Source organism: Sorangium sp. So ce128 (genome assembly GCF_051525245.1).
In the GTDB taxonomy this organism is placed as follows: domain Bacteria; phylum Myxococcota_A; class Polyangia; order Polyangiales; family Polyangiaceae; genus Sorangium; species Sorangium cellulosum_B.
The window spans coordinates 1,574,488-1,589,619 of sequence record NZ_CP150313.1; the positions used below are offsets into that span (position 1 = coordinate 1,574,488).

A 15,132-nucleotide genomic window follows, 5' to 3' on the forward strand; every position below is an offset into this window, starting at 1 on the left:
AGGGCGTCAGCGCTCACCTCACGACGCGTCCTGCCCGCCGCGGCAGCACCGCGCGCGCGCGCGCGAGCCACTCGCCGAGCGACGTGGCGTCCGGGGGGACCGCGTCGAGGTCGGCGTCCTCCGCCACGCGCACCATGGCGGCGCCGTCGCCGGGCATCATGCCCTTTGCAGCGAGCATCGCCTGCGCCCTGAGGGGCGACATCTCCTCGGTCGCCTTCTCGCCGAGCAGCGCGAGGATCCAGGCTCCGAGCGCCGGCGCGGCCACGCCGCCGATCACGTCGGGCGGCGAGGACAGGGCCGACGAGACGCGCCGGATGCCCTCCGCGATCGCCTCGCGGCGCGCCGGATCGCGGTCGATGTCGCGGGCGAACGCGAGGATCTCGCACCCCGCCTCCTGCGCGTCGAGCGCCGCGCCGAGCACGTGGTGCGTGTCCTCGTGGGCCGCGCCGCGCGCCTGGTACTTCCGGATGCTCTTCCACTCGCGCGCGCCGCCGACGACCCACCCGCTCGGCTGGACGCGGGAGAGCAGCGTGAAGAGCACGCCCGGGTGCTTGTCCGACTGGTAGGCGGGCGCCCCGGCGCGGCTGCCGAGCTCGCTCTCGCCCTCGCCGACGAGGAAGACCCGGATCCGATCGGGCGCCTTCATCACGGCCGCGGCCCTCCCCCGAGGAGCGGCGCCTCGTCACCGCCGTTGGCGTAGCTCAGCCAGAGCTCCCCCAGCGCGTACACCCTCGCCCGATCCTCGAAGCCCGGCGTGTCCAGGATGCGCGTGGCCCTCATCCCCCGCTCGCCAGCGCGGGTGACGACCGTGACCTCCTCCGGCTGCAGCTCGTTGACCACGAGCGGGCTGTGCGTCGCGAGGAGGACCTGGGTCTTCTCGGAGACGAGGCGCAGCGCGCGCATCACGTCGGCGATGCGCGCGGGGTGCAGCCCGTGCTCGGGCTCCTCGACGAGGAGCAGGGGCGTCGGATCGAGGTGCGGCAGCGCCGCGAAGGCGAGGTAGTAGAGCATACCCTCGCTCATCAGCGACGCCGGCACGACGGCGCCGCCCTCGAGCTTCACGCCGATGGCCTTCGTCGTGGAGCTCGGGTTGGCGAGGTGGAGGCTCTTCACGCTGGGGAACAGGCGGGTGAGCTCCTCGTTCAGATCGACGTACGCCGACAGGTCGCGGCTGATGACGGCGTCGTAGACGGCCGGCAGGCCCGTGCCGCGCTCGTCGGCGAAGCAGAGCGGGTGCCCGTCGGGGATGAGCGGGTGCGGGGCCCTCAGCGCGTCGGGATCGAGGCGGAGCATCTGCGCCCCGCGCAGCGCCTGGACGATGTCCAGGGCAGGGCGCTCCGGGCTGGGCGCGCCGCCCGCGTCGTCCCCGTCTGCGTCGTCGAGCAGGGAAGGGGGCTCGAGGTCCCTGGGGAACGACATGGACCGGACCCGGCCCCCGGCGTCGAGCTCCACGCGCCACGTCGTGCTCGCCGCCGACACCTCGAACACGGCGCCGTCCGGGGCCTTGCTCGCGGGGCCGGCGCGCCCGAGCGTGTCCGGCGACGGCGCTCCGAGCGCCCGATCGAGGACGGAGGAGAGCGTGCGGAGCGCCCGCAGCACCGTGCTCTTGCCGCTGTCGTTGGGCCCGATGAGCGCATGCAGCGGCGTCAGCTCCAGGGTCGCGTCCTGAACGCAGCCGTAGCCCTGGATGCGGAGCTGCTCGACGTAGGGTCGGTCCATCGAGATCGACCCCAGCATAACCGCTCGCTCGGCAGCAAGGAACTTGGCCCGTCCTCGCCAGCCCCTCTACGCCGCGGTCATGCGCCGCCTCCCGTCGATCGCGCTCGTCGCCCTCATCGCGCTCGCCGTCCCCGTGGCGAGCGGCCTCGGCGAGCGGCACGCCAGCGCCAGCGTCGCCTATGAGTCGCCTTACACCTTCGAGCAGACCTTCGGCACGGCGCTGCGCCTCGTGCGCGTCGATCTCGGCTTCAAGATCGTCGAGAAGGACGTCTCCAATGGCTACCTGCTCTTCGAGTACCGGAGCCCGGAGAGCGGCGGCAGGGTGACGCAGGGGGCGATCGAGGTCGTGGACGGCCGCGCCGGGGTGCACGTCGCCGTGCAGCTCCCGGCGATGCCGCAGTACCACGAGCAGGTGCTCCTCGACGGGCTCGTGAAGAAGCTCGCCGACGAGCACGGCGACCCGCCGAAGAAGGCGCCCGCAGGCGCGGGCGGGGGCGCACCTCCCCCTGACGCGGGCGCGCCTCCGCCCGACGCGGGCGCGCCTCCGCCCGACGCGGGCGCGCCCTAGCCGCGCCGCACGTACTCGAAGTCGACGGGCTTGCCCTTGAGCCCCTTGGTCGGCGCAGCGATCCAGTTCGCCATCTGCTTCGGATCGAACACCGGCTTCTCCATCAGGCTCCGCACGTAGGCCTCGTCGCTCGCGGTCGGCAGCCACGCGTCGCGCCGGCGCTCCCACGCCTCCTTCGAGAGCGGGTTGCCGTCGACGTCGAAGTGGAGCCCCGCGTAGATCCCCGAGCTCCGGTGGAAGCGCCGGCTCGGCAGGCTCAGCTTGAACGACACGCCGGACGCCTCGATCGCCCGGTTCATCTTGTCGATCCCGCGCTGCGAGTCGGCCACGTACTCGTCGCGCAGCACCTCGTTCATCGCGTTCCTGAGCGGCACCTCCTCGCGCCGCCAGCCGGTCACCGCGCCGCCCCCGGCGGCGGGCACGTGCGGCACGTGCGGCACGTGCGGCACGTCAATTACGTACACGCCGTCGAGCGCCCGGTGGTCGTCGTACGACGCCTCCTTCGCGCGGCCCTTCACGCTCGAGGCGAAGAACGACGCCGCGTTCGACGAGATCTCCCCGCCGAAGAGGTCCAGCGACAGCGAGTACCAGAGGTTCAGGTATTTCTGCATCGTCGGCAGATCGATGCCGCCCTCGGCGCGCGCGTCCTCGTTCGCATTGCGCTTCATCAGCTCGCACGTGCGCTCGACGATGCGGAGCAGGCCCGTCTCGCCGACGAACATGTGGTGCGCCTCCTCGGTCAGCATGAACCGCGTCGTGCGCGACAGCGGATCGAAGCCGCTCTCCGCGAGCGCGAGCAGCTGGTACTTGCCGTCGCGATCCGTGAAGTAGGTGAACATGAAGAACGAGAGCCAGTTCGTGCACGGCTCGTTGAAGGCGCCCAGGATCCGCGGCTTGTCCGGGTCGCCGCTGCGCCGCTCCAGGAGCGCCTCCGCCTCCTCCCGGCCGTCGCGGCCGAAGTGGCTGTGCAGGAGGTACACCATCGCCCAGAGGTGCCGCCCCTCCTCGACGTTCACCTGGAACAGGTTCCGCAGATCGTAGACGCTCGGGCAGCTCTGGCCGAGCAGCCGCTGCTGCTCCACGCTCGCGGGCTCCGTGTCTCCCTGCGTCACCACCAGCCGCCGCAGCATGTTCCGGAGCTCCCCCGGCACCTCTTGCCACGCCGGCTCGCCCAGGTGGTCGCCGAAGCCGATCGTCCGGTCCGCCACCCGATCCGCGAGGAAGATGCCCCAGCGGTACTCCGGCATCTTCACGTAGTCGAAATGCGCCCACCCCTCGTGATCGACGCTGATCGCCGTGCGCAGGTAGATGTCGTCCGCCTGGAAGCCCTCGGGCCCCGCCTCCCGCCACCAGTCCAGGAACTTCGGCTGCCACGCCTCGAGGGCGCGCTGCAGCTTCCTGTCCGACGCGAGGTCGACGTTGTTCGGGATCCTCTCCGAGTTGACGACCGCGCTCATGTCCGCCTCCAGTCGAATTCGGGGCGCTCCGGCCGCCCGTACACCGTCAGCGCGCCCCGCTGGCCCACCGCGTTGGGGCGCTGGAAGATCCAGTTCTGCCAGGCCGACAGCCGCGAGAAGATCTTCGTCTCCATCGTCTCGGGCCCGCAGAAGCGCAGGCTCGCCTCCATCCCGGTGAGCGCGTCGGGCGACAGGCTCACCCGCTCCTCGATCGCGAGCCGCACCTCGTCGTCCCAGTCCATCGCGTCCGGCGCGAAGGTGCAGAGGCCCTCCTCCAGCGCCTCCTCGGCGGACAGGAGGCCCGTCTTCTCCTTCAGCGCGGCCACGCGCTCCGGCGCGCCGAGGAAGCGCGACGCGAGCCGCGTCAGGCCGTTCGACATGACGAGCGGACCGAAGTTCAGCGAGCTCAGCGCAATGGACGCGTGCGACGCGTGCGACGCGGGCGCCCCTGCCTGCCCCTCGTCCCCTCCGCCGTCCAGCATGTAGGAGCGGTCCGCCGCGAGGGCGAGCTCGAACAGGCTCCCCGCGAAGCAGGAGCCCGGCTCGATCAGCGCGAACACGCTGCGCGCCGTGAGGTCGAGCCGCTTGAGCACGCGCCGCATGTGGAGCAACACCTCCTTCACAAACCAGTCGTCGCGGCTCGCCCACAGCGCCTCGTCCGCGGCCCGCACCGCGGCGGGAGAGCCGGAAGTCCGCAGGAGCACGAGGCCCACCGTCGGGTGGTTGAAGCGGAGGTCGAGCAGCGCGTCGTCGAGCTCGCGGAACGCGCGGAGCGCCCACAGGTCCGCGCCCGCCCGGCGCATCCCGGCGGCGTCGGTCGGCATCTCGCGCGTCTCGCGCGTCTCGCGCCCTTCGCCGTCCGGCCCGAGCACGCGGATCTCCGCGGTCCTCGCGGCGCGGTCCACCTTCATCGACACGTGGCGGTAGTCGCTGGTGGACACGTCGCCCGCCGTGGCGCGCCGCGCCTCGAGCGGCGAGAGCCTCACCCCGGGCCCCGCCCTGTCCGGCGTCGCCGCCGCGAGCTCGGCGGCGCGCTGGGCCACCACCTGCTCGAAGCGGCTCTTCGGGATCGATCGATCGACGAGGCCCCACTGCTCCGCGCGCTTGCCGCGCACCCCCTCGGCCAGCGTCGAGAACACGTCCGCGAGATCGCGCCGCACCTTGCGCTTGTCCACGAGCCGCGTGAGCCCCCCGGTCCCCGGGAGCACGGCGAGCAGCGGCGTCTCCGGGAACGAGACGGCGCTGCTCCCGTCGTCGGCGAGGAGGATCTCCTCGCACGCGAGCGCGAGCTCGTAGCCGCCGCCCGAGGCGACGCCGTTCAGCGCCGCGAGGTAGCGCTGCCCGCTCTCGGAGCACGCCTCCTCGAGCGCGAGGCGCGTCTCGTTCGTGAACTTGCAGAAGTTGACCTTGAACGCGTGCGTCGACGACCCGAGCATGTAGATGTTCGCGCCGGCGCAGAAGATCCGCGGCTGCGCGCTCGTCACGACGACCGCCTTCACCTCGGGGTGCTCGAAGCGCAGCCGCTGCACGATGTCGGCGAGCTCGATGTCGACCGCGATGTCGTAGCTGTTGAGCTTCAGCTGGTAGCCGGGCCGCGCCGCCGCGTCCTCGTCGACGTCCATCGCCACGCGCGCGATCGCCCCCTCGAACGAGAGCTTCCAGTGCCTGTAGCGGCCTGGCTCCGTCTCGAAGCGGAGGGGCGCGTCCTCGCCGGACGCGCCGTCTTCCCGGGCCCTGGTCTGCGGCGCCGGCGCCGCGGAAGGAGGAGAGGTGGTCGCTTCCATACCCGACGAGCCCACCACCGCGCCGGGGTTCAGTCAAGCAGTATAGTTCTTGTTGGACCGGCTTTCATGAATTATAGTGCATCGACGAGATGGCGTCCCGTCAGACATCGCGCAGGGCGCGGGCAGGCCAGGGGCCGGAGGCCGGCGCGGGGGGCGTCGCGGACGGCGCGCCGCCGATCCTCGCGTACCTCGGCGGTCGGCTCCGGCAGCGGCGGACGGAGCTCGCGCTCACCTTGCGCGAGCTCGCCGAGCTCGCCGGCGTGAGCGAGCGCTTCCTGGTGCTGATCGAGAGCGGGCGGGCGAACGTCTCCGTGGTGCGGCTCGAGGACATCGGCCGCGCGCTGGGCACCTCGGCCGCCGCGCTGCTCTCGGCGGGCGAGCTCGGCGAGGAGGCGCCGCCGCGCGGCCGGTCGGCCGGCGAGGACGGGGAAGGGGCGGGCGAGCCCCTCGTCGCGCTGCTCGGCCTGCGCGGGGCCGGCAAGACCACGATCGGCGGCCGCGCCGCGGCGCGGCTCGGCGTGCCCTTCCTCGAGCTCGACGCCCTCGTGGCCGCGCGCGCGGGGATGAGCCTCGCCGCCCTGTTCGAGATCCATGGGAACGCCTACTACCGGCGGCTGGAGCGCGAGGAGCTCGCGCGGCTCGAGGGCGCGCGCGCCCACGGGATCGTGGCCACGGGGGGCGGCCTGGTGACCGATCCGGCGACCTTCGAGCGACTGAGGCGCTGCGCGGTGACGGTGTGGCTGCGGGCGACGCCCGAGGACCACTGGCGCCGCGTGGTCGAGCAGGGGGACGCGCGCCCCATGGCCAACCGGGCCGACGCCATGAAGGAGCTCAGGGCGCTCTTCCAGGCGCGGCGCGCGCTCTATGAGCAGGCCGACTTCGCGGTGGACACGTCGGCGCTCGGTCTCGCGCGCTCTGTCGATCGCGTGGTCAAGATCGCGCGTGAAGCTGGTAGAAGGAACGCGACGCGCTCGCCTTGAGTCGGGGGCGCGCTCCCCCTCCTCCCCATGTCCATGCCGCGCCTCAAAATTCTCTTCGTGGTGTCCGAGTGCGTCCCCTTCAGCAAGACGGGTGGTCTAGCCGACGTGGCGGGCGCGCTGCCGATCGCGCTCGCCGCGGCCGGTCACGACGTGCGCGTCGTGATGCCGGCGTACCGTGCCGCCAAGCGTTACCTTGCCCGCCAGATCGCGCTCGCCGAGCAGCGGCCCGCGGGCAGCGAGGCCGTCGCCGCGCCGGCCGTCGCCGCCGCCGCGGCCGCCGGCAACGGGCTCGCCGCCTCAGCGGCCGACGCGGCCCCGGCGGCTGGCGCAGCGCCGGCGGCTGGCGCGGCCCCGGCGGCCGACGCCGCCCCGGCGGCCGACGCGATCCAAGGCGGAGACGGCGAGCCTCCGGCGGAGCGCTTCGTGCCGCACCGGCTGCCGATCTCGCTCGGCGTGCCCCTTGGCGGCGGCGAGGCGTGGACCGCCGTCTGGGAGACGCGCCTCGATCCCGGGGCGCCCGGCACACCTGCGCCCCGCGTGTACCTGCTCGAGCACGACGTCCTCTACGATCGCGACGGCATCTACGGCGACGCGCACGGCGAGTTCGGCGACAACCTCGCCCGCTACGCGCTCCTGTCTCGCGGCGCGCTGCAGCTCTGCCACGCGCTCGAGTTCTGGCCGGACATCGTCCACGTCCACGACTGGCAGTCGGCGCTCGTCCCGCTCTACCTCAACGTCCTCGAGCACCGGTCGCCGCTCGCCCGCGCCGCGTCCGTGCTGACGATCCACAACCTCGGCTACCAGGGCTGGTTCAACAAGGGGCAGCTCCCCACGACCGGGCTCGGGTGGGATCAGTTCCACAGGTTCTGCCTGGAGGCGTACGACAGCATCAACCTGCTCAAGGGCGGCATCTACAACGCCACGCTCGTCTCCACGGTCTCCCCCAGGTACGCGCAGGAGATCCAGACGTGGGAGGGCGGCGAGGGGCTCGACGGCGTTCTGCGGGATCGCGGCACCGACGTGATCGGGATCCTCAACGGCATCGACGATTCCATCTGGAACCCCGCGACCGATCCCCACATCGCGGCGCCGTTCTCCGCCGAGGATCTTGGCGGCAAGCGCCTCTGCAAGGCGGCGCTCCAGCGAGAGATGGGGCTCGAGGAGCGCCCCGACGTCCCGCTCCTCGGGCTCATCAGCCGCCTGGCGACCCAGAAGGGGATCGACATCCTCGCGGGCGCGCTCGACCACATCCTCTCGCTCGACGTCCAGCTCATCGTCCTGGGCTCCGGCGAGCGCTGGGCCGAGGACCTCTTCTCGCGGATCTCCGGCGCGAGCGACCGCTTCCGCGTCTACGTCGGCATGAACGAGGGGCTCGCCCACCGCATCGAGGCGGGCGCCGATCTCTTCCTGATGCCGTCGCGCTACGAGCCCTGCGGGCTGAACCAGATGTACAGCCAGCGCTACGGGACGCTGCCGGTCGTGCGCGCCGTCGGCGGCCTCGACGACACGGTCGAGAACAACGTCACGGGCTTCAAGTTCGAGGAGATGTCGTCGAGCGCGCTCGGGAACACCGTCGCGTGGGCGGTGCACCTCTACCGCGCCGACCCGGCCTACTTCCGGTCGATGCAGCTGCGGGCGATGAAGAAGAACTTCGGCTGGGCGCAAGCCGCGCGGCAGTACGAGGCCCTCTACCGCCTCGCGATCGCCCGCCGCACCGGCCGCCCGTTCTGACCGCGCCCCCGGCGGAGGCGCGGCGCGATCGGCGCGTGCCTCCCTCGCGTGGGCGGGCGCGCCTCCCTCGCGGGGAGCGCGCCCGGGCGCGTCACTCCTTCTCGGGGGCGGCCGGCGCGGCCGGCGCGGCCGGCTGCGCGGTCCCGGCGGCCTCGCGCGTCGCCGCCTGGCTCTTCGCCATGAGCGAGCGGGAGAGCGCGCGGTGCTTCCCCTCGATCACCGACACGAAGCTCGTGACGACCGGCAGGAACAGGGCAGGGGAGGTGATCCCCTTGTCCGTCAGCTTGGGCTCGGCCGCCTTCACGTCGCGGATGAAGCCGGCGAGCGCGGGCTCCATGATCTTGGCCCACGGGTCGGTCTGGTGGGTCGAGCCGTACACCTTGAGCGCGGCCGCGGACGTCTCCAGCTTCTGGAGCGCGGTCTTCTCCGCCGCCGGATCGACGTTCTTGCTGGCGAGGATCAGCATGAGCGCCCGCGCGTCCTCGAGGGCCGTGATCGCCTCCTTCTGACCCTCGTCCGCCTTCGCGAGGTCGGGCAGGTGCGACGCGTGCCACGCGGACACCGCGAGGCCGAGCTTGTCGGAGTGCGCGTCGAGCTTCTGGAAGTCGGCGAGGAGCTTCGCGTGGAGCTCCTTGCCCTTCGCGAAGCTGTCCTTCTTGTACTCCTCGCGCTGGTAGTAGTTGGCCGCCGCGGCGATGTTCTTGGCCAGCTCGGTCGCGAACGGCGCGTACTCGGCGAGCGCGGCGTCGACGTCCGCCATGGCCGGCTCCTTGAGGCTGAGGGCGACGGTGCAGGCGCGCGCGTTGCGCTCGTGCGGCGCGCGCGCGCTGAAGTTGATCGGCCGGCGCTCGTCCGGCTTGCCAGGCGGGGTCGGCGCGCCCTTGGCGGCGGGGGCGCTGGTGCCGCCCGGCGCGGCGGCGGTGCCGGGCAGGCCGGTCGTCTTCGGCGCGGCGGCGGCGCCGGGCGCGGGCGGCTTCGCGGGGAGCGCGCCCTTCGCGGCGTCTCCGGCCTTCGCCTGATCGTCGTTGCCGAAGCTCGGGATCTTCTTCTCGCTGGGCTCATCCTTGCCGAGGCTCGCGAGGTACGCGTCGCGGGCCTGCTTCAGCGAGAGCGTCCCGAAGTAGCAGACGTCGACGCGGTACTCCTTCATCGACTGCGGGTCGACCTTCGCCATCGGCGACACGGGCGTCCGCAGGCTCGCCTTTCCCTTGTTCGTGTTCGCCGCCGCGGAGCTTGCCGGCTCCGGCTGGGGAGGGGGCGGGTCCTCCTTGCAGCCGGCGGCACCGCTGGCGACGAGCACGAGCGCGATAGAACAGAGAGACCTGACGGAAATCATTCGGTGTGCCTCCTCGGCTGGCGCAGGAACGGGCGCATCATGCCTAAGCCGGCGGCGCTTGCAACACCCGGCCAGGGGCGAGAACTTGCGGCCCTGGTCGGGAAAACCCCGCCCGCGGCCCAAAACACGCGACGCCGCTCGGTTCTTCCAGGCCTCCGCCGGGGCTATCCTCCCCCGGCCTCCGCTGTGGCTGACGAAACGTTCCGGGTCTAATGTCCGCCGCGTGAAGCTGCGAACCTTGACCCTGGACGAGCTGACCATCGACGACGAGCGCTCCTTCCGGCACGTCGCGCTCTACGACGATCTGAAGCAGGCACTCCGGCGCGACGGGTACCGCTTTCGCGTGCCCGAGGGCGAGGCGAGCTGGGATCGCGTCGTCTTCTTGAACCTGACGTTCTGGAGCCAGAGCGAGCAAGGCGACCTGATCGCCGGCGACCACCTCGCCGCCGACGTCGTCGCGCACGTCGCGTGGCACCACCTCGCCCACCGCGCGCTCACGGCGGCGGGCGCCGGCGCTCCGCCCAGCGCGGAGGCGCTCCTGCTCGCCGAGGCCATCGCCAGCGCGTTCGATCTGTACCTCGTCGGGCGCCTCCTTGGGCACGCCCCCGGCTCCGACTTCCTGGCCACGCAGGTGCCCGCGATGGCCGAGGCGGCCGAGGCGGCCGGCCTCTCCGACGCCGGGTTCGAGGCGCTCCTGGAGAGCGTGGCCGGGAACCCGGAGCGCGCCTTCGAGGACCTCCGCGCCCTGCTCTTCGACGTCACGACGGCGCTCGTGGGCTGCGATCGCCTGAGCCGCGCCGCGGACATCCTCGCCGGCTTCGACGCCCACCGGTTCGCGCCGCTCCTCCACCACTACGAGCTGTCGAACTGGATCCTGTCGACCCGCGCTTCCGGGTCAGCCCCCGCCCCCGATCCGGTCGCGCGGGCCGTCGACGCGGCGCTGCGGAGCGCGTCGGTCTCGCTGGACTGGTTGGAGCAACGCTGGGTGCGCCCGCCCGCGCCCCTGCCGGCGCCCGCCGGTGAGCCCTCCGCCTAGACGAATCCAGCGGGATCCGGCGGAATCCCGCGGCGCGGAGCCGGGCGGAGCGGGCGAGCCCGAGGACGACCGCCCTGGTCACCTGTGAAGAAGATTGCGCGTGCTGGCGAGCTGCGCGATTCTCTTCTCAAGGTGCAACTCGCCTGCTCTCTCTGCAGGACCTACGTGGAGATCGGTGTAGGACGCGAGATGCGTCCGTCCTTGCCGTTTGTCTGCAAGACGTGTCGCATGAAGAGCAAGCAATCCGCGTCCGAGAGGGGTGAGCCACGGTCTTCCCCCTCGGGCGTTCCGAGCTCCGCGAGCGGACGCGACCGGCGAGAGCCGTCGAGCGAGCCGGAGCGCGCGAAGCCGTCCTCCGGGCGCCGCTCGGAGAGGGGGGCCGGGCTCTCGAGCGATGTGCTGGACGCCGAGACGACGCTCCCGGGCGCTGGCATCCAGCACCGGCTGGAGCCCGCGGGCGAGACGGAGCGGCGCGCGGCGCCGGAGGCGGCCGGGCGCAGGCGAGGGCTCACGCTCGCGGAGCGGATCGCGCAGCAGGAGCTGGACGTCGCGCCTGAGTCCAGCCCGAGGGCGCTGGATGCGTTCTACGCGGCGGCCGAGGCCTCGCTCGAGCACGCCGTCGTGACGCCGGACGGCGGGCTGGGGCGGCGTGAGGTCCCGGCGCGGCATCGCACGTTCGCCGGCCTCTCCTGGGACGACACGCCCCGCGGCGGCGCGGCGCCGACCGGCAGGAGCCCGTCCGCGCTCCCTCCCGCCGACTCGGATCCCGTCTCGATCCAGGACCTCGCGCAGATGCTCTCCCCGGGCGTCGAGCCGCCCTCGCTCTCGTTCGGCGCGCACGCCCTCGAGGAGGAGCGCGCGAGCCAGCCCGCGCCCGCGCCCGAACCCGCTGCCGTGCCCCGCGCGACCCCGCGCACGCCGGTCCCGGCGCGACCGCCGGCGCGGCGCGAGCAGCGCACAACGTCGCCGGTGGCGCGGCCGCGGACCGCTGCTGTCCCGCGCGCCGGCGGCTCCGCGCGGCCCATCGCGCCGCCGTCGGAGATGCCGCCGGCGCCGCTCTCCGAGATACCGTCGGCGCCGCTGTCCATCGACGAGGGCCGGCCGTCGTCGCACCGCTCGTCGCCCGAGCTCCGGCTCCAGGACGTGCAGGCGATGGCGGCGCTCGCCCCTCAGCCCATGCCGTCCGCGCGGCGCGCCCGGTCCGGTCCGAGCGCCGCGCAGCCCGCCGACGCCTCTCCGGCGGACCTCGCCTTGCTGGGTTCGCTCGCCCCGTCGCCGGCCGCGGGCCCGCCGCGCGCCGCCGAGGAGCAGCGGCGAGATCGCGCCAGGTCCAAGGCGGCCGAGGCGCAGGGCGCCGCGGGAGGGCCGCGGGATCAGGGGAGCGACGAGCGGCCGTCGCACGAGCCGATCGCGCTCACGAACCTCTCCCCGCGGTCGACCGCCCACGCGGCGGGCGACTGGCCCAGCCAGAACGAGCCTCGCGGGCGCGCCGAGCGCAAGGAGACCTCGGGCCTGATCGACCTGCGCAGCATGGCGCCGCCGCCCGGCGAGGAGGGCGAGGCGCGCCGCAACGAGGACCGGGCCGATCACGAGATCCTGAGCATCAACAGCGGGCTGTTCGATGACGCCGCCGATGGGCGGAGCTCGGACTCCTCGTTCCCCTCGCAGCCCGTCGAGCCCGAGCTCCTGGCCGTCGAGGGACACACGTCCTCCGGGGAAGAGACGCCGGTGCGCACCTCGATCACGGCCGGCTCCCTCGTGTCCGAGAAGCTGCGCTCCTTCTCGACGCCGGCATCGCGCCAGAACATGGCGCTCGCCGGCTGGGTGACCGTCGTCTTCATCGTGTTCGGCGCTGCGCTCTACCTCGCGCAGGCTCACGGCCGCTCGTCCAGCGCCGTGGCGACCCAGGGCGCGCCCGCGGGCAGCGGCGCGCTCGTTGCGGCGCCGCCCGAGGTGCCGCCTCCGTCGTCCGCCGCGGCGGCTCCCGCTGGCCAGACCGCCGACCGGGAGCCGTCCCTGGACGACGAGCCGGTCGCGGAGTCGCCGGCCGCCGCTCCCGGCCCTGCGGAGCAGGCGCTGGCCGCCTCCGCCGGCCCTGCCGGCGAGCCAGCTGCACCGCCGCAGCCCGTGCAGGCAGGGGCTGCTCCCGGGGCGGCACCCGAGCCGACCGCCGCGCCGGCGGCGAGCGCTGCGCCAGCTGCGACCGCCGCGCCGGCGGTGAACCCCGCGCCAGCGGCGACCGCTGCGCCGGCGGCGACCGCTGCGCCGGCGGCGACCGCCGCGCCGCAGGCCAGCGAGAAGCCTGATGTACCCGAGCGCCCTGCCCGGGCCGCGGCGCCGAGCGAGCCCGAGCGCGCCAAGCCGGCGGGCAAGCAGCCGCCGCCGGCGCCGCTGCTTCCGGCGAAGGACGAGCCAGCGCGCTTCGATCAGAGCGCGGCGTCCAGCGTCCTCGCGTCCGCGGCGGCGGCCGCCGCCGGGTGCACCGGCGAGGGCCTCACCGGCACGGCCCGCGTGGCCGTCACCTTCGCGCCCACGGGGAAGGCCATGTCGGCGCGCGTGGAGGGGGGCGACCTGGTCGGGACCGCCACCGCCGGGTGCATCGCCGCTGCATTCCGCGACGTCGCGGTGCCGCCTTTCGAAGGAATTCCGGTCACCGTCATGAAGCAGGTGAAGATCCGCTGACGACGGGTCGAAAGCTTTCTATCCTCCCGCCGCTGTGCTGGTCGCGCTTCGGGTCAAGAACTTCATCCTGATGGACGCCCTCGAGCTCCGGCTCGAGCCCGGGTTCAACGTGCTCACCGGCGAGACGGGCGCGGGCAAGTCCATCGTCGTGGGCGCGCTCTCGCTGGTCCTCGGCGGCCGCGCGAGCGCCGAGCAGGTCCGCCCCGGCGCGGACGAGGCCGAGATCGAGGCGCTCTTCGACGTGCGCGGCTCCGATCGCGCGATGGCGATGCTCGACGCCGCCGGCATCGCGAGCGAGGGCGAGCTCGTGGTCCGCCGCGTGGTCCAGGCGACCGGCCGCTCGCGCGCCTACCTGAACGGCCGTCTCTGCACCGCGGGCGAGCTCCAGGCGCTCGCCCCGGAGCTCGCCGACGTCGCCTCGCAGCACGAGAGCGTCGCGCTGACCGATCCGTCGACGCACCTCGGCTACCTCGATCGCTTCGGCCGCCTCGTGCCTGCGCGCAGCGAGCTCGCGGCGGACGTCAGCGCGCTCGAGGCGCTCACCGCCGAGCTCAGGGCCGCCCGCGAGCTCGAGCGCGGCCGCGGCGAGCGCGAGGCGTTCCTCTCCTTCCAGCTCCAGGCCATCGACGCGCTGTCGCCGCGCCCCGGCGAGCTCGCCGATCTCGCGGCCGAGCGCAACCGGCTCCGCCACGCGGGCCGCCTGCACGACATCACGCGGCGCGCCGCGTCCCGCCTCGATCAAGGGGACGACGCGATGTGCGACGAGCTCGCGCGCCTCGCCTCGGAGCTCCGGGCGGCGGCGGAGATCGATCCAGCGCTCGACGATGTCGCCCGCGCGGTCGACGGCTGCTGGACGGAGCTCAGCGAGGCGGCCCGCCAGATCGCCCGTTACGCCGAGCGCGCGGAGGCCGACCCGGATCGCCTCTCCGAGATCGAGGATCGCATGTACCGCCTCGAGGGCCTGCTGCGGCAGCACGGCCCCACGCTCGACGACGTGCTCGCCGCGCGGGCGCGCCTCGCGGCCGAGCTGGAGCGCCTCTCGGGGGTCGAGAGCCACGTCGCGGAGCTCGAGCGGCGGCGCGACGTCTTGCTCGCCGTCGCCGCCGAGCGCGCCCGCAAGCTCTCGGCGAAGCGGCGGAAGGCCGGCGAGAAGCTCGGCGCCGCGATCTCCTCGGAGCTCGCCGATCTCGGCATGGGCGGGGCGCGGGTCGTCGTGGACATCGAGCCGCACGGCGGCGACCGCGCCGAGCTGGTCGTCGACGGCGCCCGCCTCGGCCAGGACGGGATCGACCGCGTCGAGTTCCTCATCTCGCCCAACAAGGGGATCGAGCCTCGCCCCCTGCGCCGCATCGCCTCGGGCGGCGAGCTCTCGCGCGCCCTGCTCGCCCTGAAGCGGGTGCTCGCGGAGTGCGGGCCCGCTGGGCTCTACGTCTTCGACGAGGTCGATAGCGGCGTCGGCGGCGCCGTCGCCGACAAGATCGGGCGCGCGATCGGCGACGTGGCGCGCCACCACCAGGTGCTCTGCATCACCCACCTCGCGCCCATCGCGGCGTTCGCCGGCGCTCACTTCGTCGTCGCCAAGGAGAACGCGGGCGGCATCGCCAAGAGCTCGGTCACGCGCGTCGACAAGAAGGACCGCATCGCCGAGGTGGCGCGGATGCTGTCGGGGGCGAAGGTCACCGGCGCGTCGATCAGGGCCGCGACGGAGCTCATCGAAGCAGCCCGCCTTTGAGCGGCGGTCACCCGCTTCGGATACGGGCCCATCTCGACGTTTTCGGTGCTCAGCGCACCGGAGTGCGCTTGCGCGCCGAAAACGCCGATCTGGACCCGTCTCCTGTG

General features: G+C 73.5%; 11 protein-coding genes. 6 read left to right on the top strand and 5 right to left on the bottom strand.

Annotation, left to right across the window (positions count from 1 at the left end; genetic code table 11):
• Window positions 1-13: 13 nt before the first annotated feature.
• Both WME82_RS06035 and WME82_RS06040 read right to left on the bottom strand, forming a co-directional pair.
• Complete coding sequence (locus WME82_RS06035; RefSeq protein WP_437867639.1) at window positions 14-646, bottom strand: hypothetical protein; 633 nt, start codon at window positions 644-646, stop codon at window positions 14-16.
• Window positions 646-1,719, bottom strand: a complete 1,074-nt coding sequence (locus WME82_RS06040) for an AAA family ATPase (RefSeq protein ID WP_438042033.1) — start codon at window positions 1,717-1,719, stop codon at window positions 646-648. Before WME82_RS06040 ends, WME82_RS06035 begins: the two co-directional genes overlap by 1 nt.
• A gap of 43 nt (window positions 1,720-1,762) precedes the next feature.
• Here WME82_RS06040 and WME82_RS06045 point away from each other — a divergent pair, with 43 nt between their 5' ends.
• Entirely contained in the window at window positions 1,763-2,287 is a 525-nt protein-coding gene (locus WME82_RS06045; RefSeq protein ID WP_438042034.1) for a hypothetical protein, read from the top strand.
• Here WME82_RS06045 and boxB read toward each other — a convergent pair.
• Entirely contained in the window at window positions 2,284-3,744 is a 1,461-nt protein-coding gene (boxB, locus tag WME82_RS06050) for a benzoyl-CoA 2,3-epoxidase subunit BoxB (RefSeq protein WP_438042035.1), read from the bottom strand. The genes WME82_RS06045 and boxB overlap by 4 nt on opposite strands.
• On the bottom strand, window positions 3,741-5,528 hold the full coding sequence (gene boxC / locus WME82_RS06055; protein WP_438042036.1) for a 2,3-epoxybenzoyl-CoA dihydrolase: 1,788 nt from the start codon (window positions 5,526-5,528) through the stop codon (window positions 3,741-3,743). Before boxC ends, boxB begins: the two co-directional genes overlap by 4 nt.
• 89 nt (window positions 5,529-5,617) lie before the next feature.
• Here boxC and WME82_RS06060 point away from each other — a divergent pair, with 89 nt between their 5' ends.
• A complete protein-coding gene (locus WME82_RS06060; protein WP_437744557.1) occupies window positions 5,618-6,508 on the top strand; it encodes a helix-turn-helix transcriptional regulator in 891 nt (296 codons plus the stop codon).
• Window positions 6,509-6,541: 33 nt separating this feature from the next.
• On the top strand, window positions 6,542-8,239 hold the full coding sequence (locus tag WME82_RS06065; protein ID WP_438042037.1) for a glycogen synthase: 1,698 nt from the start codon (window positions 6,542-6,544) through the stop codon (window positions 8,237-8,239).
• Window positions 8,240-8,330: 91 nt separating this feature from the next.
• On the opposite strand, the gene WME82_RS06070 is transcribed toward WME82_RS06065, so the two are convergent.
• The gene (locus WME82_RS06070; protein WP_438042038.1) at window positions 8,331-9,575 is read right to left on the bottom strand and encodes a DUF3829 domain-containing protein; all 1,245 of its coding nucleotides are present in this window, start codon (window positions 9,573-9,575) and stop codon (window positions 8,331-8,333) included.
• Window positions 9,576-9,798: 223 nt separating this feature from the next.
• Between WME82_RS06070 and WME82_RS06075 the strand changes: the two genes are divergently transcribed.
• The 3 genes from WME82_RS06075 (at window position 9,799) to recN (ending at window position 15,025) form a co-directional block, all read left to right on the top strand.
• Entirely contained in the window at window positions 9,799-10,611 is an 813-nt protein-coding gene (locus tag WME82_RS06075; RefSeq protein WP_438042039.1) for a hypothetical protein, read from the top strand.
• Window positions 10,612-10,839: 228 nt separating this feature from the next.
• A complete protein-coding gene (locus WME82_RS06080) occupies window positions 10,840-13,293 on the top strand; it encodes a hypothetical protein (protein ID WP_438042040.1) in 2,454 nt (817 codons plus the stop codon).
• A 34-nt stretch (window positions 13,294-13,327) separates the two neighbouring features.
• The gene (recN, locus tag WME82_RS06085; RefSeq protein ID WP_438042041.1) at window positions 13,328-15,025 is read left to right on the top strand and encodes a DNA repair protein RecN; all 1,698 of its coding nucleotides are present in this window, start codon (window positions 13,328-13,330) and stop codon (window positions 15,023-15,025) included.
• Window positions 15,026-15,132 lie beyond the last annotated feature (107 nt).